This is a genomic window from Tropicimonas aquimaris (assembly GCF_042676185.1).
Lineage (GTDB): Bacteria > Pseudomonadota > Alphaproteobacteria > Rhodobacterales > Rhodobacteraceae > Tropicimonas > Tropicimonas aquimaris.
In genome coordinates this window covers 281,116-298,429 of sequence record NZ_JBHTJT010000006.1, presented here as the reverse complement: position 1 = coordinate 298,429, position 17,314 = coordinate 281,116, and the positions used below count along the sequence as shown (strand labels likewise).

17 protein-coding genes are annotated in these 17,314 nt (G+C 67.7%); 7 read left to right on the top strand and 10 right to left on the bottom strand.

Features of this window, described 5'->3' with window-relative positions:
* Positions 1–102: 102 nt before the first annotated feature.
* On the top strand, positions 103–549 hold the full coding sequence (locus tag ACFQ2S_RS03240) for a GNAT family N-acetyltransferase (protein ID WP_386072664.1): 447 nt from the start codon (positions 103–105) through the stop codon (positions 547–549).
* Here ACFQ2S_RS03240 and ACFQ2S_RS03235 read toward each other — a convergent pair.
* The 5 genes from ACFQ2S_RS03235 to ACFQ2S_RS03215 form a co-directional block, all read right to left on the bottom strand.
* Complete coding sequence (locus ACFQ2S_RS03235; RefSeq protein WP_386072662.1) at positions 533–1,291, bottom strand: TVP38/TMEM64 family protein; 759 nt, start codon at positions 1,289–1,291, stop codon at positions 533–535. The genes ACFQ2S_RS03240 and ACFQ2S_RS03235 overlap by 17 nt on opposite strands.
* 336 nt (positions 1,292–1,627) lie before the next feature.
* The gene (locus tag ACFQ2S_RS03230; protein ID WP_386072660.1) at positions 1,628–1,828 is read right to left on the bottom strand and encodes a hypothetical protein; all 201 of its coding nucleotides are present in this window, start codon (positions 1,826–1,828) and stop codon (positions 1,628–1,630) included.
* Positions 1,829–1,864: 36 nt separating this feature from the next.
* On the bottom strand, positions 1,865–3,379 hold the full coding sequence (trpE, locus tag ACFQ2S_RS03225; RefSeq protein ID WP_386072659.1) for an anthranilate synthase component I: 1,515 nt from the start codon (positions 3,377–3,379) through the stop codon (positions 1,865–1,867).
* Positions 3,380–3,386: 7 nt separating this feature from the next.
* Positions 3,387–5,237 (bottom strand): peptidylprolyl isomerase, encoded by a 1,851-nt coding sequence (locus ACFQ2S_RS03220; RefSeq protein WP_386072657.1) that lies wholly within the window; start codon positions 5,235–5,237, stop codon positions 3,387–3,389.
* 69 nt (positions 5,238–5,306) lie between these two features.
* On the bottom strand, positions 5,307–6,509 hold the full coding sequence (locus ACFQ2S_RS03215; RefSeq protein WP_386072655.1) for an aminotransferase: 1,203 nt from the start codon (positions 6,507–6,509) through the stop codon (positions 5,307–5,309).
* A gap of 178 nt (positions 6,510–6,687) precedes the next feature.
* On the opposite strand from ACFQ2S_RS03215, the gene yghX reads away from it, so the two are divergent.
* A complete protein-coding gene (gene yghX, locus ACFQ2S_RS03210; protein ID WP_386072653.1) occupies positions 6,688–7,575 on the top strand; it encodes a YghX family hydrolase in 888 nt (295 codons plus the stop codon).
* Between the two features lie 113 nt (positions 7,576–7,688).
* Here the strand turns inward: yghX and gpt are convergent, their stop codons facing one another.
* Positions 7,689–8,204 (bottom strand): xanthine phosphoribosyltransferase, encoded by a 516-nt coding sequence (gene gpt / locus ACFQ2S_RS03205; RefSeq protein ID WP_089232882.1) that lies wholly within the window; start codon positions 8,202–8,204, stop codon positions 7,689–7,691.
* 7 nt (positions 8,205–8,211) lie between these two features.
* Positions 8,212–9,030 (bottom strand): enoyl-ACP reductase FabI, encoded by an 819-nt coding sequence (fabI, locus tag ACFQ2S_RS03200; RefSeq protein ID WP_386072651.1) that lies wholly within the window; start codon positions 9,028–9,030, stop codon positions 8,212–8,214.
* 135 nt (positions 9,031–9,165) lie between these two features.
* Between fabI and pdxH the strand changes: the two genes are divergently transcribed.
* The 3 genes from pdxH (at position 9,166) to ACFQ2S_RS03185 (ending at position 11,012) form a co-directional block, all read left to right on the top strand.
* Complete coding sequence (gene pdxH / locus ACFQ2S_RS03195) at positions 9,166–9,768, top strand: pyridoxamine 5'-phosphate oxidase (protein WP_386072650.1); 603 nt, start codon at positions 9,166–9,168, stop codon at positions 9,766–9,768.
* A 225-nt stretch (positions 9,769–9,993) separates the two neighbouring features.
* A complete protein-coding gene (locus ACFQ2S_RS03190; protein WP_386072648.1) occupies positions 9,994–10,530 on the top strand; it encodes a cold-shock protein in 537 nt (178 codons plus the stop codon).
* Between the two features lie 2 nt (positions 10,531–10,532).
* Positions 10,533–11,012 carry a DUF192 domain-containing protein gene (locus ACFQ2S_RS03185; protein ID WP_386072647.1) on the top strand — a complete coding sequence of 160 codons (480 nt, stop codon included), beginning with the start codon at positions 10,533–10,535 and terminating at the stop codon, positions 11,010–11,012.
* Positions 11,013–11,070: 58 nt separating this feature from the next.
* Here the strand turns inward: ACFQ2S_RS03185 and ACFQ2S_RS03180 are convergent, their stop codons facing one another.
* From ACFQ2S_RS03180 to ACFQ2S_RS03170, 3 genes are all read right to left on the bottom strand, one after another.
* The gene (locus ACFQ2S_RS03180; protein WP_386072645.1) at positions 11,071–12,324 is read right to left on the bottom strand and encodes a glycosyltransferase; all 1,254 of its coding nucleotides are present in this window, start codon (positions 12,322–12,324) and stop codon (positions 11,071–11,073) included.
* Positions 12,325–12,478: 154 nt separating this feature from the next.
* Complete coding sequence (locus tag ACFQ2S_RS03175) at positions 12,479–13,399, bottom strand: glycosyltransferase family 2 protein (protein ID WP_386072799.1); 921 nt, start codon at positions 13,397–13,399, stop codon at positions 12,479–12,481.
* A gap of 27 nt (positions 13,400–13,426) precedes the next feature.
* Positions 13,427–14,848 carry a mannose-1-phosphate guanylyltransferase/mannose-6-phosphate isomerase gene (locus ACFQ2S_RS03170; protein ID WP_386072643.1) on the bottom strand — a complete coding sequence of 474 codons (1,422 nt, stop codon included), beginning with the start codon at positions 14,846–14,848 and terminating at the stop codon, positions 13,427–13,429.
* Between the two features lie 258 nt (positions 14,849–15,106).
* Here ACFQ2S_RS03170 and ACFQ2S_RS03165 point away from each other — a divergent pair, with 258 nt between their 5' ends.
* Positions 15,107–15,931, top strand: coding sequence for a sulfotransferase family 2 domain-containing protein (locus tag ACFQ2S_RS03165; RefSeq protein ID WP_386072641.1), 825 nt, complete (start codon positions 15,107–15,109; stop codon positions 15,929–15,931).
* A 31-nt stretch (positions 15,932–15,962) separates the two neighbouring features.
* Positions 15,963–17,309, top strand: a complete 1,347-nt coding sequence (locus ACFQ2S_RS03160) for an oligosaccharide flippase family protein (RefSeq protein ID WP_386072639.1) — start codon at positions 15,963–15,965, stop codon at positions 17,307–17,309.
* The last annotated feature ends 5 nt before the right edge of the window (positions 17,310–17,314 follow it).

The following is a 17,314-nucleotide window of genomic DNA, read 5'->3' as shown; positions in this document are numbered from 1 at the left end:
GTGCCTCCCGGTGCTGCCCTGAACTGGCACCTGCTCATGCCGGCTTGAACTTGGCAAGTCCGCGGGATTGCAAAGCCCGAGAGCCCGGCCCAGATATTACACATGGAAACGCCTGATATCCGCCAAGCCCGCGTCGAGGACGCCCCGGCCTTCACCTCTGTCATCCGCGCTGCCTATGGCCCGTGGATTGACCGGCTGGAGGGCCTTCCGGATGTCGATGCGGGGGTGGCTGACGAGATCGCGCATCACCCGGTCTGGGTGGCGGCGCAGCCGGGCACGGGGCGGATCGTCGGCGGGCTGGTGCTGCATCTCGAACCGGGGGTGGCGCGGGTCGCCAACCTCGCCGTCCATCCCGACTGCGGCGGCCAGGGGATCGGACGCGCGCTGATGGCGGCGGCGGAGGAGCACGCGCGTGCAGCCGGATACCGGCAGATGACGCTCGCAAGCCACCGGGACATGACCCCGACGCTGCGGTTCTACCGCAACAGCGGCTGGGCAGAGACCGGCCGCGAGGGCTTCCGCGTCTTCATGGTCAAGGATCTGGACTGACGGGCAGGGCCTCGATGCTATTGGCGGCGCTGTTCCAGCGTCTGCGCCGGAGATAGCGGACAAGGCCGGGACCGAGACAGAGCAGCCCGAGGATGGCGAGGAAGGCCGGCCCCATGAAGGTCGCATGAAGCCCCGCGCCGGCGGCGACCGAGAGGAGCAGGATCGGCAGGATGCCGACAGCCGTGGTCCAGAGGAAAGTCCACCAGCCGACTGAGGTCAGCCCAGCCCCGTAGTTGATGAGGTTGAAGGAGATCAGCGGCACCAGGCGCACGCCGATCAGCCCCGGCGCGCCCCAGTTTTCCCAGTCTCGCTCGATTCGCGCGAGGTGGCCGGAGGCGTCGCGCGCGGCGACGAACCCGCGGCCGTAGCGACGCGACAGCCAGAAGGCGAGTGCCGCCCCCAGCATCGCCCCGATCCAGATCGCCACGGCACCGGTTGCAATGCCGAGCGTCGCGCCGGCGCAGATGGCAATGGCCTCGGCCGGGATCGGCAGGAAATTATGCAGGATCATCAGCGCGACAAGCAGCACGACGATGTGTTCCGGGCTGTTGGCCATGCGCTCGACCAGCGCCGCAGGGTCGAGGCTCGGCAGCAGCCAGACGACCGCGCCGATGGCCAGTGCGCAGAGGCTCAGAACAGCCAGCCCGCGGTATTTGCGGCGTGAGGCGGTGCGTGAGGATCGCGAAGAAGAGCTGTCCATCGTCTGACCATACCATACGGCCGGCACCGCAGGGCATGTCATATCCAAACGTTCTTCCCCGCGCCAATGGTCGCCGGCAAGGGCATTTTCCGGATCGGCGAAGTCTGGGCACGGTCCCATCTCGAGCGCGGTGTCGACCTGTTTCAGTGCACCGAAGACCTCCTCGCGTGGGAACGGGATGGCATTGTGCGCGTCCGTCATACTGTTGAGAAGGAGAGGAAAAGGCGTCACCGGCTTCCAGGCCGAGCGCGAGCCAGAGCCAGAGAGCCGCGCGTGGGGTTGCCGACGTCCCACATCCCGAGATCGGCAAACGCGTCATCGGGCGCGGGGAGTGGGGGGACGGGAACGGGTGGTTGTCCATGCCGCTCGGTATCCGGCTCATCCCGAGGATCCAGCGGCCTCATCCGCCCGGCCGAACATGCGGGCCCGATGGTGCCGCGGCGGTTGCGATGCCGGCATCTCGGTGTGCTCGGTGAGCTCAAGAACGTCCATCGAACGGACCGGCTGACGCGCCGCGCCGGTGTTGGACAGGATCATCTGGTCGCGAGTGATGCGAAAACCATCGTTGGCCGGCTGCAAGGCGCCGATCGGCCCGGCCTCAGGGCGAACCGGATCTCAGCGGTTGCCCCGGCGCACGAATCGGCCTGCATCCTGCGCGGCGGCGCGGATGGCGCGGGATTTGTTCACTGTCTCCAGCCATTCCGCTTCCGGGTCGCTGTCATAGACCACCCCGCCACCGGCCTGGATATAGAGCTTCTCGTCCTTCAGCACCGCGGTGCGCAGGGCGATGCACATATCCATGTCGCCGTCGGCGGAGAAATAGCCCACGCCGCCGCCGTAGACACCGCGTTTCTCGGGCTCCAACTCGTCGATGATCTCCATCGCGCGGACCTTGGGCGCCCCGGACACGGTGCCGGCGGGCAGTCCGGCCAGCAGCGCGGAGAGCGCGTCCTCGCCGTCCTTCAGCTCTCCGACGACGTTGGAGACGATGTGCATGACATGGCTGTAGCGCTCGATCACGAATTCTTCCGTGGGATGCACGGTGCCGATCTTCGCGACCCGGCCCACATCGTTGCGGCCGAGGTCGAGCAGCATCAGGTGTTCGGCCATTTCCTTCTCGTCTCCGAGCAGGTCGGCTTCCAGCGCGCGGTCCTCGTCCTCGTTGGCGCCGCGCGGACGGGTGCCGGCGATGGGCCGGATCGTGACCTCGCCCTCACGCAGGCGAACAAGGATCTCGGGGCTCGCGCCGATTACCTGGAACCCGCCGAAGTTGAAGAAGAACATGAAAGGCGAGGGGTTGGTGCGCCGCAGGCTGCGGTAGAGCGCGAAGGGCGGCAGCGGGAAATCCACGGTCCAGCGCTGCGAGGGCACGACCTGGAAGATGTCTCCGGCGCGGATGTAGTCCTTGGCCTTCTCGACGGCCGCCAGGTAGTCCGGCTTGGTGAAGTTCGAGACCGGCTCGCCCACATGGGCCTGGTCCGCGAGCGCGCGGCTCTCGCCCCGCATCCCGGACTCGAGGTCGCGGATCGCGTCCATCACCCGCTCGGCGGCCTGGGCATAGGCGGCCTTGGCAGACAGCCCCTGGCCGGTGAAGGCGGGGGAGACGACCATCACCTCGCCCTTCACCCCGTCGAGCACCGCCACGACGGAGGGGCGCATCATCACCGCGTCAGGCAGGCCGAGCGGATCGGGATTGACGCCGGGCAGGTGTTCGACCAGCCGGATCATGTCGTAACCGAGATAGCCGAAGAGCCCGGCCGCCGCGGAGGGCAGGCCGTCGGGCAGCTCGATCCGGCTCTCCGCGATCAGCGCGCGCAGAGATGTCAGCGGATCGGTCTCTTCGTCGACATAGGCGTCGGGGTCGAAGCGGGCCGACCGGTTGATCCGGGCCGCGCTGCCGTTGCATTTCCACACGAGGTCCGGCTTGAGTCCGACGATGGAGTAGCGGCCGCGCACCTCGCCGCCGGTCACCGATTCCAGCATGAAGCTGTCGGTGCGGGCGTCGGCGAGCTTGAGCATCAGGCTGACGGGCGTGTCGAGGTCGGCGGCCAGGCGGGCATAGACCACCTGGTTCTGCCCCGCATTGAAACCGCGGGCGAAATCGTCGAAGCCGGGAAGGAGCTGTACCATCGGGCGCTCAGCGGAAGAGTTGCGAGTTCACGGCGTTCAGCCCTGCGTCGTTGAAGCGGATCCCGGCGCTCGAGGTCAGCGACTGCGCGAAGTAGAGGAACAGGTCGGAGGCGGTGCCCTGGGCGACCTGCGCCCGGATCTGTTGCTCCATCAGCGCGTTCTGCGGGTCCTCTGCGTCGACCGGATCGATGCTGTCGAGCACCACGACGATCGCGAGGCCCGGAAAATCGACCAGTGTGCTTTCACCGGCTTCCAGCGCGAAGACGGCGTCGGCCAGAATCGCCGGCGCGCCGGTCTCGGCAAAGTTCGCGCGGGTTGCGTTCTGCGCCGTCTCGACCGTGGCCGCGTCGCTGCCGAGCGTGCCGCCGATCTCGAGCTGCGCCTGCGCCGCTGCGGCCTCTTCACGGGCGCGGTCGAGCGCGCGCTCGGCCAGCAGCGCGTCGGCCACCTGGTCGCGGATCTCGTCCAGAGGCTGCAGCCGCGGCGACACGGTCTCGTCCATCCGCAGGGCAAAAATGCCGCCATCGTCGAGCGTGTCGATCTCGGGGAAGTCGCTCTCGGTCACCGCCTCGGCGGCAGCGCGAAACGCCTCGTAGCCCGCAACACCGGCATCGACGCCGGGGTAGTAGTCGATCGTGCCGAGCTCCATTTCGGTCTCGGCCGCAAGGTCTTCAAGCGTTGCGCCGCCGGCGAGCCGGTCGTCGAAATCGCTGATCATGTCCTCTATCATGCGGGCGGCGCGCTCGCGGCCGAGCTCGGCGCGGAGATCCGGCTCTGCTTCTTCAAACGTGGTTTCCTGCGCCGAGAGGATGCCGTTCATCCGGAACAACGCCGGGCCCAGATCGGTCGGGTAGGGGCCGACGATGCCCGGCTCTTCCAGCCCGAAGACCGCATCCGCGGCCGCGCCGAGCGCGTCGCGGGTCACGTCGCCGAGATCCACGTCCTGCAGGGTCAGGTCGCGCTTCGCGACCTCGGCGGGGAAATCGCTCTCGCCGGCCTCGATGGCCTCGCGGGCGGCAGTCGCTTCCTCGGCCGTTCCGAAGACCAGGCGTTCGACCAGCCGGCGCTCGGGCATGACGTATTGAGCGGCCCGCTCGGTGTAGAGCGCGCGGAGGTCGTCCTCGTTCAGCTCGACCTCTCCCGCGATCATGTCGGGCGTCAGCAGCGCATAGGTGATGCGCTTGGTCTCGGGCAATGTGAAGGCTTCCTCGTTCTCGGCATGGAAGGCCGCGAGTTCGTCCTCGGTCGGCTCTTCCAGCTCGGCAAGGTAGCGGGTGGCGCGGAAGGCGGCCCAGCGGAAGCTGCGGCGCTCGCCGAGCCAGTTGGTCAGCTGGTCGACCATCTGTTGCGACGGAGCGACCCCGGCCGAGACAGCGCCCTGCAGGATCTGGCGGGTGGTCTCCTCGCGCACCGAGGTCTCGAACTCGCTCACGCTCCAGCCGTTCTGCTCCAGCGTGTATTCATAGGCATCGCGGTCGAACTCGCCGTTGACGCCGGCAAAGGAGGAGGACGCCCGGATCTGGCGCGCGACCTCGGCGTCGCCCACCGACAGGCCGAGCCGGTCGGCCTCGCCGTTGATCGCCTCGATCCCGGCAAGCTGGCCGCGCACCTGCGAGGGGATTCCCTGGGCCTCGAGCGTGGCGAAGTTCAGGTCGGTCGCGCCGGCGGCTTCCTGCGCCCGGATCGCCTCGACCATCGCGCGGTAGTATTCCTCGGCCGTGATCTCGCGGTCGCCAACCGTCGCGACAGTGGTGCCGCCGCCGGAGAAATTCGAAATGCCGAACCCGCCGAGACCTGCGATCAGCGCCGCCATCAGCGCATAGACGAGGATGTTACCGGCCTTCTTGCCTTTGCTCATGGGGCACCTGTCTCCTGCGGATCCGTGTCGCGCTTGTCTATGCGCCTGATCGCAGGGAGGCAAGCGCCCTCAGGCCGGGAAACTGACCTGTGAAAGCCGCTCGTAGAGCGCGCGGATCCCGGCGCGGTCGATGTTGGCATAGGCGATCCGCAGGTGGCGGCTGCCGGCGCCGCCACCCGGCGCCTTGCTTACCGGTTCGAACATCGTGCCCGGCAGGCAGAGCACGCCCGCCCGGCCCACCAACTCTCGGGCCAGCGCGTCGGAGGACATCGCGAAGGGATGCTCGACATAGGCGAAATAGGCGCCGCAGCCACGCAGCCGCCAGCCCCGATCGGCGAGTTCCCCGAAGCCCTCCACGATGGCCGCGCGCCGGTCGAGGATCTCGCGCCGCTCACCGGCCAGCCAGTCGCCAAGGTGCCGGATGCCCCAGAGCGCCGCCCGCTGGCCGACCTGGCTGGGGCAGATGGTGACGGAGTCGATGAACTTCTCCACCTCGGCAAGGCGCGCCGGCGAACTGACCAGCGCGCCCACCCGGTGCCCGGTGAGCCGGTAGGCCTTGGAGAAGCTGTAGAGGTGGATCACCGTGTCCTCCCAGTCCGGATCGGTGAAGAGCCCGTGCGGCGCACCTGGGTCGGGATGGAAGTCGCGATAGGTCTCGTCGATCACCAGCGCCAGTCCGCGCGCGCGGGCGAGGTCACGGAAAGCGGCAATGGTTTCAGCCGGGTAGGCGACGCCCGTGGGGTTGTTCGGCGTGACCAGAACGATCGCCCGGGTGCGGCTGGTGATCCGCGCGGCCGCGGCATACGGATCGGGCACGAGGTCGTCTCCACTGGGCAAGGACACCGCGCGCACGGAGGACATGTCGAGCCACATCTTGTGGTTGAAGTACCAGGGCACCGGGAGCAGCACCTCGTCGCCGGGCCCGGCAAGGGTCGCGATGGCGGCGGCGAAGGCCTGGTTGCAGCCGGAGGTGATCGCCACCTGTGCCGGTGCGACGGCGCCGCCATAGATGCCTGCGATCTGTCCCGCCAGCGCTTCCCTCAAGGCCGGCAGGCCGAGGTCGGGGCCGTAGTGGTGCGCGCCGGCCTCCTCCATCACCGCCCGCGCCATCGCCTCGCGCAAGGGCAGGGGCGGCGGCGCCACCGGCGCGGCCTGGCTGACGTTGATCAGGGGCCGGTCGTCGGGAAACTGCCTGCCGGCGACCCAGCGGGCGGCCTCCGGCACCGGAGACACCGCCGTCGCGGCCATGGCTGGGTTCAGGGGCATGGGCATCGGCGGGGCTCCTTCGGTCCTTGCCCTGTCTAACAGCGCCGACACCGGCCCGAAAGGGTCCTGCTGCGGCGCGGCAATGGCGGCTTCTGCGCACCCTCAACACGTTTTGGTGACGGGCGTCGCGCGGCCGGATTCCGGTGCTACAGTCCGCCCGGACACCCTCGCCAAGGAGCGCGACATGACCCGCAAGAAGGCAACCGATTTTCATCCCAAGCTATTGGAACTATACGACGGCTATGCCCACGGGCAGCTGACCAAGCGCGAATTCCTGCGTCAGGCGGCGCATTACACCGCCGTCGGCGTGACTGCGGCCGCGGTGCTGCAGAGCATGCGGCCGAACTATGCCCTCGCCCAGCAGGTGGCGGAGGACGACCCGTCGATCGAGACCATGATCGCAGAATACGAAAGCCCCGAGGGGCACGGCACCATCCGCGGCCTGATGGCGAAACCCGCGGGCGCCAACGGCCCGCTTCCGGCGGTGCTGGTGATCCACGAGAACCGGGGCCTCAACCCCTATATCGAGGACGTCGTGCGCCGGACTGCCAAGGCGGGCTACCTCGCCTTCGGACCCGACGGGCTCACGCCGCTCGGCGGTTATCCCGGCAATGACGACGACGGCCGCGCCATGCAGCAGACGCTCGACGGCGCCAAGCTGATGGAGGATTTCTTCGCCGCTTTCGAATTCCTGCGCGACCACGAGGGCTCGACCGGCAAGGTCGGCGCGGTGGGCTTCTGCTACGGCGGCGGCGTCTGCAACGCGCTGGCGGTGGCCTATCCCGAGATGGCCGCCTCCGTGCCCTTCTACGGACGCCAGCCGGAAGCGGCGCAGGTGCCGTCGATCCAGGCACCGCTCTTGCTGCACTACGGTGGCCTCGACGAACGCGTCAACGCCGGCTGGCCCGCCTACGAGGAGGCGCTGCAGGCGAACGGCAAGGCCTATGAGGCGCATATCTACGAGGGCGCCAACCACGGCTTCCACAACGACTCGACGCCGCGCTACGACGAGGCGGCGGCGACCCTGGCGTGGGATCGCACGCTGGCGCATTTCGCGGCGAACCTGGCCTGATCAGACCAAGGCAGGCAGCTTCTCCTGGTGGGAAATACCCTCGGGGGGAGGCTGCCCCGAACGGGGCAGGCGGGGGGCAGACGGCCCCCCCTCGCCCCTTAAGGCCAGCGCCGTCAGTCGGTGCCGCGATAGGGCTCGACGTATTGCAGGGCCATGTCCCAGGGGAAGAAGATCCAGGTGTCCTGGCTCACCTCGGTGATGAAGGTGTCCACCATCGGCCGGCCCTTGGGCTTGGCGTAGACGGTGGCGAAATGCGCCTTGGGATAAAGCTTGCGGACCAGCTCCAGCGTCTTGCCGCTGTCCACGAGGTCGTCGATCACCAGAATGCCCTCGCCGTCGCCCATCATCGCCTCGTCCGGCGCCTTGAGCACGACCGCATCCATCTGGTGCTGGTGGTTGTAGGACTTCACCGAGATCGTATCGACCATTCGCACGTCGAGTTCGCGGGCGATGATCATCGCCGGCGCCATGCCGCCCCGGGTGATCGCGACGATCGCCTTCCAGGCGCCGCCTTCCATCGGCCCGTGGCCGTCGAGACGCCAGGCGAGCGCGCGGCTGTCGCGGTGGATTTGATCCCAGCTGATGTGGAATCCCTTTTCGTGGGGCAGGCGGTCGGGGCGCTGGCTCATCTGGGTCTCACTTCTTTCCGGTGGTCACGTCGATATCGGGCGCATCGACGGCCTTCATGCCGACGCTGTGGTAGCCGGCATCCACGTGGTGCAGCTCGCCCGTGACGCCCGCGCCGAGATCCGACAGCAGGTAGAGCGCCGAATTGCCCACGTCCTGGATGGTCACGTTGCGGCGCAGCGGCGAATTCAGCTCGTTCCACTTCAGGATGTAGCGGAAATCGCCGATGCCGCTCGCGGCCAGCGTCTTGATCGGGCCTGCCGAGATCGCGTTGACCCGGATGCCGTCCTTGCCCAGGTCCTCGGCAAGGTAGCGCACGCTGGCCTCCAGCGCGGCCTTGGCGACACCCATCACATTATAGTGTGGCATCACCCGCTCGGCACCGAGGTAGCTGAGCGTCAGGCAGGAGCCGCCGTTTTTCATCAGCTTCTCTGCCCGCTGGACGACGGAGGTGAAGGAGTAGACCGAGACATCCATCGTCATGTTGAAATTGGCCCGGCTGGTGTCGACATAGCGGCCGCGCAGCTCGTTCTTGTCGGAGAAACCGATGGCGTGCACGACGAAATCGATGGAGCCCCAGGCCTCTTCGAGCTGCGCGAAAACCGCATCCACCGAGGCGTCGTCGGTCACATCGCAATCGGCAAGCTGGGTCACGCCCAGTTGCTCGGCCAGCGGCAGCACACGCTTGCGGAAGGCGTCGCCCTGATAGGTCAGCGCGAGTTCGGCGCCGGCATCTGCGCAGGCCCGCGCAATTCCCCAGGCGATGGACTTGTCGTTGGCAAGCCCCATTATAAGGCCGCGCTTGCCCGCCATAAGACCTGTCGTCATCTGTCCCTCCGCCGCTCGGATTTCCTTTCGGCCCCTTTACGGCAAGCGGCATGGGCAGGGCAAGAGCGACGGAAGACACTGGAAATGCCCGCGCATCGCGTATAGCCCGGGCTGCGCAACGCAGGAGTAACCCCGATGAGCGACCGAACCGGCATCTTCGCAGGCGACGATCCCTTCGCGCTGGCCCGTGACTGGCTGGCCGAGGCGGAGGCCAGGGAAGTGAACGATCCCAACGCGATCGCGCTCGCCACGGTCGACGAGGGGGGCATGCCCAATGTCCGGATGGTGCTGCTCAAGGAGATCGAGGCCGATGCCTTCGTCTTCTACACCAACTACAGCAGCGCCAAGGCGGCCGAGCTGGAGCAAGCCGGCAAGGCGGCCTTCGTCGCCCACTGGAAGAGCCTGCGCCGGCAGATCCGGGTGCGCGGCACGGTGGAGCGCGAAGAGGGGCCGCAGGCCGATGCCTATTTCGCCTCCCGGTCTCTGAAATCCCGGCTGGGGGCCTGGGCGTCGCACCAGAGTCAACCGCTCGCGTCGCGCGCGTCGCTCATGGCCGAAGTGGCCCGCGTCACGGCAAAACACGGCACCAACCCGCCGCGTCCGCCATTCTGGGGCGGTTTCCGGCTGCGGCCGACCGAGATCGAATTCTGGGCCGATGGCGCGTTTCGCCTTCACGATCGTTTCCAGTGGCGGAAAACTGCCCAGGGTTCATGGGAAGTTCGCCGGCTATCGCCGTGAAATCTGTCGAAAATGTGGTTTTTCTTCATCAATCTAGGTCATTTCGTGGCATCTGCGTTGAAACGAAGGCCAAAGCTTGAAACGATGGGTATCATGCCCTAACCATCGAAGCTCTGAATTGATTGTTTCCATTTACGTCACGCTTTTACTCTCCAAGCTCTTTGATTGGTGTAGTGGTAGAAAACCGAAGGCCCGTAATCGGGAGTGTACAAAGGTGACCCGCTGGTGACCGCGAAAGACGAGACTGGGAACGCGTGGCCGGTGAACGGCCGTGTAAAATGGTTCGACCCCAGCAAGGGGTTTGGCTTCGTGGTCGCCGAAGAGGGCGGTCCGGACATTCTGCTTCATGCGAATGTGCTTCGGAACTTCGGGCAATCTTCCGTTGCCGACGGGGCGCTCATCGAGATCCTCGTCCAGCAGACCGCTCGCGGGATGCAGGCGGTCGAGGTGCGTTCGATCACCCCGCCCGACGAGGACGACGGCCCGCCGCTGGAAGATGCGGCCGCCATCACGGCCGAGGAAATCGCCGCCCTACCGCTGGAGCCCGCGCGGGTTAAGTGGTTTGACAAGGGCAAGGGCTTCGGCTTTGCCAATGTATTTGGCCGCAATGAGGATATCTTCGTGCATGTCGAGGTGCTGCGCCGCTCCGGTCTGGCGGATCTTCAGCCCGGCGAGGCCGTCGGCCTACGCGTGGTCGAGGGGCGCCGCGGCCGCATGGCGATAGAGGTCGCGGCTTGGGAACGCGCGATCAGGGATCACTGACGATGTTCACGGGGTGGGGCAGGACGGCGTTCCTGGCGCTTGTGATGGCGGCACTTCCCGCGGTTGCGAGCGCCGAATGCGCAGAGGACCAGATCGACCTGCGCGGCGACTGGGGCAGTGCGCGTTTTTCCGTCGAGGTCGCAGACGACAACGAAGAACGTGCCCGCGGCCTGATGTTCCGCGAGTCGCTGCCCCGGTCCGCAGGCATGCTGTTCATCTATCCGCAGCCGCAGCACGCGAGCTTCTGGATGAAGAACACGCTGATCCCGCTCGACATGATCTTTGCCGATGCCCGCGGCGTCGTGACCCGCGTGCATTCGGAGGCGATTCCGGGCGACCTCACGCCGATCGACGGCGGCCGCGGCGTGGTGGCGGTGCTGGAGATCAACGGCGGGCTGGCCGAGGCGCTGAACATCGCGCCCGGCACCCAGATGCGCCACCCCGCCCTTGGAGAGGACGCCGCCTGGTCCTGCGCGGACTGAGACGCACTGGCGGCGTTTCGTAAACGCGCCGCTCGGCCTATCAGGACTGAAATGGATCTTATTGGCGGGCTGGCCCGGCCATATCTCCCCGAAACAACCCGGCCAGCCGTTCCGCTTCGCGTTCGGTGGAGAATTCATCGATCACTCGCGCGCGTCCGGCCTCTCCCATGGAGCGCATCCGGTCCGGATCGTCCAAGAGGCGCAGAAGCGCATTGGCGAAGGCGTCCGCATCCCCTGGTGCCACGGCAAGTCCGCTCACGCCGTCCTCGACCAGTTCCTGAACCCCGCCAACGCGCGTCGCGACGACCGGCAGGCGCGCCGCCATCGCCTCCATCAACACCACCGGCACCCCCTCGGCGAAGGAGGGCAGAACGAACAGATCCGCATCCGCCAGAGCGGCGGCCACCTCCTCCTGGCTGCGATACCCGGCAAAGGCCGCCTGCCGCGAAACGCCGAGATGCTCCGCCTCGGTTTCCAACCGGGTCCGCTCAGGGCCATCGCCAATCAGGGTCAGATGGGCTTCCGGGTGCTGCGCGGCCACCGCCTTGAACGCCTCCAGCAGCACCGGCACCCCCTTGACCGCCGCCAGTCGCCCGACAAACAGCAGCCGCTTGCCGGTTCGTTCCCGCGCTCCGGTATCGTCGAGTGCCGGATCGACGCCGCAGTGGATCACCTTGAGACGGTCCCAATGCTCGGGCGCGGCAAAGATCATCGCCTGGCTTCGGCAGTACTGGCTGATGCAGGCCACGAAGCGCGCCCGGGCGATCTTCTCGTCGATCCGCCAATGCTTCGGCGCATAGAAGATCGTTGGCCCGTGCAGGGTGAAACTGTAGGGGATGCCGGACAATTCGCTGGCCAGCATGGCGACGCTGCAGGCGGAGTGTCCGAAATGGCAGTGCAGGTGCGTGATGCCCCGCTGGCGCAGGTGGCGCGCCAGGACCGCGGCCTCGACGAGGTAGAATGCCTGGTAGAGCATGGCCCGCAAGCCCGGTGGCCGGCTGCGCCAGGCGAGCCCCGCTGCCCGCAACCATCGTCCGGGACGTGCTAGTGCAGCCAGTTGCGCGGAAATCAGCGCCAGGGGAGACCGCGCAGCACTCAGGACGTAGAAGGTCGATGCCGCTGCATGCCGTTCCTGCGGCCCGCGATGGTGAAGCTCCGGATCCGTCCGCCGGATCGAGCAGGTCTCGACCTCGAAACCGAGCCGCCGCAGGGCGTTGACCTCCCGCAGTATGAAGGTGTGAGACACCGCCGGGTATTCGCTGGTCAGGTAGGCGAGGCGCGGCAGGGCCTTCGATTGCGGGCGGTCGTCCATGAGGGTCCTTCGATGCGGGCGACGGCACCTTGCGACGCGGCAGGGGCGGAGGTCCATCGCAAAACGGCCCATACCCGTCTTCTTGGGGAAAATACCCTCGGGGGGAGCCCCGGAACGGGGCGCGGGGGGCAGACGGCCCCCCGTCCGCCGCAGATCATCCGCGCCCGAACTTGCCGTACAGGTAGCGCCAGAGCCCCTGCGGATGATAGCGCAGCGCCGCACCGATCGCGCGCACGGCCGGCAGGATGTGCCCCTGTTTCAGATGTCCGGCCGCTTCGCTGGGCAAGCCCGGCCCATAGGTCGCGATCCAGCGCCGCCGGCCCGCTTCAAGGGCGGCCTTCAGCTCCGGGTCGTCCGCGACAAGTGCACGGTTGCGCTCCAGCAGGTCGAGGCTGGCCTTGAGCAGCCTGGCACGATTGCGGGTGATGTTGCGGCCGTGGCGGCGATATTCGACGATCAGCGCCGGGTGGGCATGAATCTCGAAGACCCGCGCCATGCGCAGGTAGATGTCCAGATCCTCGCAGCCCGACCGAAGCGCGGTGTCGAACGGGCCGGTCGCCTCGAAGGCCGCGCGGCGGAACATCACGGTGGAGGGCGGCACGAAGGAATGACCGGCCAGCAGGGTGGCAAAGCTGCAGGGGCCGGGACTGCCGAGGCGCTTGTCGGGGCTGGTCCGGGTACCGGCGGCGTCGATCGGCGTGGCGCAACCGGCGACGAAGGCCGCCTGCGGGTATGCGGACAGGAGACGCAGCCCCGTGGCGAGGTTCTCCGGCAGCATCCGGTCGTCATCGTCGAGAAACACCACCGCGTCCGACTGCACGGCGGCGAGCCCGGTGTTGCGGGCGGCGCTCAGTCCCTGGTTCTCCTGCCGGATCACCCGCACGCCGGGATGGCTGCGCGCGATCTGCCCGCTGGAATCAGTCGAGCCGTCATCGACCACGATCACCTCGTCCGGCACCCGGCTCTGCGCGAAGACGGAGGCGAGCGCCGCGCCAAGGAAGCGTTCGCCGTTGAACACGGCGAGGACGACAGCGACCGTCTCCGGGGCAGGAAAGGTGCGGGGGCGGTCAGGCAGGGCGAAGTCTCCAGGTGGGGCGGGGCGTCAGCCCCTGCCGTAGACATCCTCGTAGCGCTGGATGTCGTCCTCGCCGAGATAGGCTCCGGTCTGGACCTCGATCAGATACATCGGCAGCTTTCCGGGGTTGGCCATGCGGTGCACGGTGCCGAGCGGGATGTAGACCGATTGGTTCTCGGTCACCAGTTTGACCTGGTCGCCGATCGTAACTTCGGCCGTGCCGGACACAACGATCCAGTGCTCCGACCGGTGATGGTGGCTCTGCAGGCTCAGCACCCCGCCGGGGTGCACCATGATCCGCTTCACCTGGAAGCGCGTGTCGATGCAGAGCGTCTCGTACCAGCCCCAGGGACGGTGGAAACGGGGGTAGTCGTCGGCTTGACAGACGCCGCCGGCGCGCAGGGTCGAGACCAGGCCCTTGACCTCCTGCACCCGGCTCTTGTCGGCCACCAGCACCGCATCGCGCATCGCCACTGCGACGACCCCGTCGAGCCCGAGCCCCACGAGTTGCAGCCCCGGCTCCTCGGACCGCAGGTAGCTGTCGCTGCAATCGATAGCCGTGACGGGACCTCGGGTGGCCAGCCCTTTGGGGTCGGGGGCCTCGGCCGCCCAGATTGCGTCCCAGGCGCCGAGGTCGGACCAGGCGCAGTCGAGCGGCACCGCCGAGACCCGCCCGGCCTTTTCCATCACGGCATAGTCGAAGGAGATCGACGGCGACCCGGCGTAGGAGTCAGGGTCCAGCCGGAACAGGTTCAGATCCTCGCGGCCGCGATCCAGAGCGGCGCGGGCGGGGGCGACGAGGTCCGGTGCATGGGCCTCGAAGGCCGCGATCACGTCGGCGGCACGGAACAGGAAGATCCCGGCGTTCCAGAGATAGGTGCCCTCCTCGAGGAACTTCGCTGCGGTCGCGGCATCGGGCTTCTCGCGGAAGCTGGACACCGGCAGGGCGGCGCCGGTCCCGTCGGGCTTGCGGGCGATCTCGAGATAGCCATAGCCGGTTTCCGGCCGGTCCGGCGTCACCCCAAAAGTGACCAGCGCGCCGCTGCAGGCGGCTTCGGCGCCGCGGTCCACCGCATGCAGGAAACCGGGCAGGTCGGCGATCACGTGGTCGGACGGGGCAACCAGCATCAGCCCGTCGTCGCCGTCGTCCTGCGCCACGATGAGGGCCGCGACGAGGATGGCCGGAGCGGTGTCCCGCAAGCAGGGCTCGACCACCACCTGCGCGTCCGAGAGCCCGATCCCCGCGGCCTGTTGCGAGGCGAGGAAGCGGAACTCCTCGTTGGTCATCACAAGCGGGCGGGTAAAACGCGGACCGGTAAGCCGGCGCAAGGTTGCCTGGTAAAGACTGTCCTCTCCGAGGAGCGGCGCGAATTGCTTGGGGTAGCCCTTGCGCGAGGAGGGCCAAAGCCGGGTGCCGGAGCCACCACAGAGAATGACGGGATGGATCATGGCGAAATCCTCTTGCCTGTACTTTCAAATCAATTTCCTGCGTGGGCGCTTGCCTTGCCCGCGCTGGCACAGGGTTAACCGCAGCTTGCCCGCGTCCGCTACCGGTCCGGCCGGATTGCGGGCCACAATTTTCGAGGTGTGATGGTTCCGCCATCGTGGTAGCGGTCGGGCAGGGGGCGCATCGCCGCGAGGCGGTGACGGGGCTCTGGTCCGGGCGCAACGGCCGGGCCGCGGGACGCAGGCAGAACACGGCAGGCGATGGACGGCAGCGACGCAATGGCAGCGGCCCGCGGGGTCGGACAGGGCAGTGAGGACGGGCGGCACGCGGCCCGGATGAACGGGATGCCGCGCCGCCTGATGGCCGCGCTGCCTCCGGAGATTCACCGGGCCTACTACCGGCTTCGCGACCCCGGATATTACGGGAAACTCCAGAGCCTGCGCACGCGGAAGATCTCGCCGGACTACCCTGTCACCCTTGCGCCGATGATCGCGCGGCGCGCCGTCTTCGTGCACATTCCAAAATGCGCCGGCCTTTCGGTGACCAATGCACTTTTCGGCTGCCGCGGAGGCGGTCATCTGCCGATCACTGCCTACCGGCTGGCCCTGACGGGCCGGGAATACCGGGAGTTCTTCAAGTTCACCTTCGTGCGCAATCCATGGGACAGGGTTCATTCGGCCTATCGGTTTCTCAGGGCCGGCGGACTGGTGCCCGAGGATGCGGCGCGGGCGGAGCGAAGCATCGCGCCCTATCCGGATTTCGATGCCTTCGTGCGCGGCTTCATCGACGGCGGCGACATCTGGAGCGCGCTGCATTTCCGTCCGCAGTATGCCTTTGTCTGCATGACCGGGCGGTCCGCGCCCGCGGTCGATTTCGTCGGCCGCTACGAGCGGCTGGACGACGACTACCGCCATGTCTGCGCCAGGCTCGGGGTGGAGGCGCCACTGGCACGGATGAACCCGACCGGCGGAAGCGAGGGCGACTACCGCCGCGCCTACAGCGACGCGACCGCCGAGATCGTCGCCCGCGCCTATGCCCGGGACGTGGAGCTTTTCGGCTACAGCTTCGACGGCGGTGCCTCGTGATGGCTGCGATCCCGCGATGCGGAGGAGTGGCGTGAGCGACCTCGGGATCGGCGAGAGCATCCGGGCGCGGGCCTGGCGCGGCACCCTGCTTGTCTTCGTGCAGTTCGGCGGCGCGCAGGCGCTGCGTCTCGCCTCCAACCTCCTTCTGACGCGGCTGCTCTTCCCGGAGGCATTCGGCCTGATGGCGCTGGTGCAGGTCTTCCTCAATGGGCTGAACCTGTTTTCCGACACCGGGGTGCGCCCGCTGATCGTGCAGAGCGGGAGGGGCGACGATCCGGACTTTCTCAACACGATCTGGACGGTGCAGATGGCGCGCGGACTTCTGCTCTGGCTCTTGACGCTGGCGATCGCGGCGCCGGCCGCGGCGCTCTACGAGGCGCCGGATCTTGCGCTGATCCTGCCGGTCTCCGGACTGGCGCTTCTGGTGAACGGCTTCGTGCCGACGGCGCTGCACACCGCGCATCGGCATCTGCGGCTGGGGCAGGTGACGGCGATCCAGCTTGGCTGCCAGGCCTTGACGCTCGTCATCATGGCGGTTCTCGCAGTAACCCTGCGGTCGGTCTGGGCGCTGGTGATCGGCACGCTGATCGGCGAGGTGATCCGGACGCTCGCCTGGTGGATCTTTCTGCCCGATGCGAAGAACCGTTTCCGGCTGGAGCGCGCGGCCCTCGGCAACGCCTTCGGCTTCGGGCGCTACATCTTCATCGGCACGGCTGCCGGGTTCGTCATCGCCCAGGGCGACCGGGCGATCCTTGGCGCGCACCTGAGCCTCGGGGAGCTCGGTGTCTACAACGTGGCCTTCTTCCTCGCCAGCGTGCCGCTTCTGCTGACCCGTGCCGTCAGCAGCAAGATCGTTCTGCCGCTCTATCGGGTGCGGCCGATGTCCGGCGATGCCTCCGGACGGGCCGCGATCTTTCGGGCGCGGCGGATGCTGACCGCTGCCGCGTTGGTGGCGACGGCGGTGATGGCCTTCGGCGGGCCGCTGATCGTCGATTTGCTCTACGATCCCCGCTTTGCCGATGCGGGCCCGATGCTGAGCCTCTATGCCCTGACGCTGGTGCCGCCGCTGGCGCTGAACTCGGTCGGATCGCTGCTTTTGGCGGAGGGCGATTCGGCCCGGAACGCTGTGTTGCAGATCATTACCGCGGCGCTGCAGACGGGGCTGATGTTCGCGGGCATCGCTCTTGCGGGCGTGGTCGGCGCGATCGCGGCGATCGGGCTGGCGGTGTTGCTGACGCTGCCGATGCGGGTGGCCTATGCCCGTCGGTACAATGCCTGGGACCCGGTGCAGGATGTCTGGATGACCCTCGCGGGGCTGGCGATCTGCGCCGCCGGCGTGGCGATCAACTGGGACCGGATCGCGCCGCTCCTCCCCTGAAGCCG

What these genes read in the sequence shown, in the direction of transcription:
- yghX (WP_386072653.1), top strand. Translation starts at nt 6,688, where the DNA reads ATGACCCGCAAGAAGGCAACCGATTTTCATCCCAAGCTATTGGAACTA.
- pdxH (WP_386072650.1), top strand. Translation starts at nt 9,166, where the DNA reads ATGAGCGACCGAACCGGCATCTTCGCAGGCGACGATCCCTTCGCGCTG.
- ACFQ2S_RS03240 (WP_386072664.1), top strand. Translation starts at nt 103, where the DNA reads ATGGAAACGCCTGATATCCGCCAAGCCCGCGTCGAGGACGCCCCGGCC.
- ACFQ2S_RS03185 (WP_386072647.1), top strand. Translation starts at nt 10,533, where the DNA reads ATGTTCACGGGGTGGGGCAGGACGGCGTTCCTGGCGCTTGTGATGGCG.
- ACFQ2S_RS03235 (WP_386072662.1), bottom strand. Translation starts at nt 1,291, where the DNA reads ATGACATGCCCTGCGGTGCCGGCCGTATGGTATGGTCAGACGATGGAC.
- ACFQ2S_RS03165 (WP_386072641.1), top strand. Translation starts at nt 15,107, where the DNA reads ATGGACGGCAGCGACGCAATGGCAGCGGCCCGCGGGGTCGGACAGGGC.
- ACFQ2S_RS03220 (WP_386072657.1), bottom strand. Translation starts at nt 5,237, where the DNA reads ATGAGCAAAGGCAAGAAGGCCGGTAACATCCTCGTCTATGCGCTGATG.
- ACFQ2S_RS03215 (WP_386072655.1), bottom strand. Translation starts at nt 6,509, where the DNA reads ATGCCCATGCCCCTGAACCCAGCCATGGCCGCGACGGCGGTGTCTCCG.
- ACFQ2S_RS03180 (WP_386072645.1), bottom strand. Translation starts at nt 12,324, where the DNA reads ATGGACGACCGCCCGCAATCGAAGGCCCTGCCGCGCCTCGCCTACCTG.
- gpt (WP_089232882.1), bottom strand. Translation starts at nt 8,204, where the DNA reads ATGAGCCAGCGCCCCGACCGCCTGCCCCACGAAAAGGGATTCCACATC.
- trpE (WP_386072659.1), bottom strand. Translation starts at nt 3,379, where the DNA reads ATGGTACAGCTCCTTCCCGGCTTCGACGATTTCGCCCGCGGTTTCAAT.
- ACFQ2S_RS03170 (WP_386072643.1), bottom strand. Translation starts at nt 14,848, where the DNA reads ATGATCCATCCCGTCATTCTCTGTGGTGGCTCCGGCACCCGGCTTTGG.
- fabI (WP_386072651.1), bottom strand. Translation starts at nt 9,030, where the DNA reads ATGACGACAGGTCTTATGGCGGGCAAGCGCGGCCTTATAATGGGGCTT.